The sequence below is a fragment of the Streptomyces sp. rh34 genome, from assembly GCF_002551245.1.
Lineage (GTDB): Bacteria > Actinomycetota > Actinomycetes > Streptomycetales > Streptomycetaceae > Streptomyces.
This window is the reverse complement of sequence record NZ_NTGZ01000499.1, coordinates 1-1,894: the sequence shown is the minus strand read 5'-3', so window position 1 is coordinate 1,894 and position 1,894 is coordinate 1. Positions and strand designations below refer to the sequence as shown.

The following is a 1,894-nucleotide window of genomic DNA, read 5'->3' as shown; positions in this document are numbered from 1 at the left end:
AGATGTGTATAAGAGACAGGTTGAGGCCGGTGCGTGCGCGTCGGCTCGGCGGGAAGCGCATGGGCCCGGACAGCGCGATGCCCGGTCAGCTCCCCAGCTGACCGGACAAACGCTGCCGTCCGCCGCACCCCCGTCCCCACGGGGCTGTTGGCCGGATGTGTGGGTCCGGACCGCTCTTCCGGACCCCGGGCGCCGCTCAGCGCCCCAGCATCACCGCCACGGACGACGCCTGTGTGACCACCGCTTCCCAGCCGCCGAAGCCGACCGCGAGCAGGGCCGCCAGGGGAAGGACCATCGCCGTCGCCACCAAGGGGTGACGGGTGCCGGACGAACGGGCGCCGTACGCCGCGTACGCCCTGCGTCCCTGCGTACGGACCACCGTCCGCGTTGCCGTGTCCGACATGGTTCCTCTCCTGACCTGATGGGGAGCGGCGGGCGTGTGACCTCGGGGGACGAGTGCTGCGCCCGCCGCTTGACCTCAACATTAGGTAACCGGCGTACACAGGGCGTCATGCCCGCGTATCGAATCCCGGGCCTCCCGGAGGATGAGCCGTCGTCGATCGGCGTACTCCCCTGGGTGGAGACGGACCATCGGAGGTACGGGTCTTCCCGGAGGGGACGCCGGGGCCCGTCCGGCTCGCTTCCGGTACGTGCCCGTCGGCCTCCCGGACGCGTGCGCCGGGTGACTTCACTCACGCCCACCGCCCCCGGCGGGCGGCCGCCCCCGTACCGGGGACCCCTCGGGACACCGTCACCCCGTGGGTGCGGGCGGCGGTCGCGGCCTCTGCGACGGCCGCGGCCCGGTGTTGCCCGGGTGATCCAATCCCCCTTACCCGGGGGCGCTTTGAGCGGGGCGACCGGCCGCAGGGCCCGGATCCGCCGTGCCATGACCCCTCTTCACCTCTCCCGCCCGGCACGGACAATCGAATCCCCGGCGAGGGCGCGGCCTCTGAGCGCGCCGGGCGCGGGGTACGTAAGCTGTGCCTCGTCAGGCGGACCAGGCAGCGGGGATGGGCAGACGATGGCGATGATGCGGCTCCGGCGCGAGGACCCGCGTCTCGTCGGCTCGTTCCGGCTGCACCGACGGCTCGGCGCGGGCGGTATGGGCGTCGTCTATCTCGGCTCCGACCGGCGCGGCCAGCGGGTCGCGCTCAAGGTGATCCGGCCCGACCTGGCGGAGGACCAGGAGTTCCGCTCGCGGTTCGCTCGCGAGGTGTCGGCGGCCCGGCGGATCCGCGGCGGCTGCACGGCCCGGCTGGTCGCCGCCGACCTGGAGGCGGACCGTCCGTGGTTCGCGACGCAGTACGTGCCCGGCCCCTCGCTGCACGACAAGGTCGCCGAGGAAGGCCCGCTGGCCGCCGCCGAGGTCGCCTCGATCGGGGCGGCGCTCTCCGAGGGTCTGGTGGCGGTGCACGAGGCGGGGGTGGTCCACCGCGACCTGAAGCCGTCGAACATCCTCCTCTCCCCCAAGGGCCCCCGCATCATCGACTTCGGCATCGCCTGGGCGACCGGGGCGAGCACCCTCACCCATGTCGGTACGGCGGTGGGGTCGCCCGGGTTCCTCGCGCCCGAGCAGGTCCGGGGCGCGGCCGTGACGCCCGCGACGGACGTCTTCTCGCTCGGCGCGACGCTGGCGTACGCGGCGATGGCCGACTCCCCCTTCGGGCACGGCAGTTCCGAGGTGATGCTGTACCGCGTCGTGCACGAGGAGCCGCAGCTCGACGATGTGCACGACGCGCTGGCCCCCCTGGTGCGCGCCTGTCTGGCGAAGGACCCGGAGGAGCGGCCCAGCACGCTGCAACTGTCCATGCGGCTCAAGGAGATCGCGGCGCGCGAGACGAGCTGATCCTTCGGACCATCCACGGCTCGGAAAGCCCACTGGTACAGAGCGGCA

Annotated in this window: 1 protein-coding gene and 1 pseudogene; one reads left to right on the top strand and one right to left on the bottom strand. The window is 73.1% G+C overall.

All coding sequences use genetic code 11. The annotated features are described in order from the left end of the window. Nucleotides 1–196: 196 nt before the first annotated feature. Nucleotides 197–403, bottom strand: coding sequence for a hypothetical protein (locus CR470_RS37650; protein ID WP_097872236.1), 207 nt, complete (start codon nucleotides 401–403; stop codon nucleotides 197–199). Nucleotides 404–1,021: 618 nt separating this feature from the next. Here CR470_RS37650 and CR470_RS37645 point away from each other — a divergent pair. Continuing rightward, nucleotides 1,022–1,837: pseudogene (locus CR470_RS37645) on the top strand (serine/threonine-protein kinase); the annotation flags it as partial. Between the last annotated feature and the right edge of the window lie 57 nt (nucleotides 1,838–1,894).

What these genes read in the sequence shown, in the direction of transcription:
- CR470_RS37650 (WP_097872236.1), bottom strand. Translation starts at nt 403, where the DNA reads ATGTCGGACACGGCAACGCGGACGGTGGTCCGTACGCAGGGACGCAGG.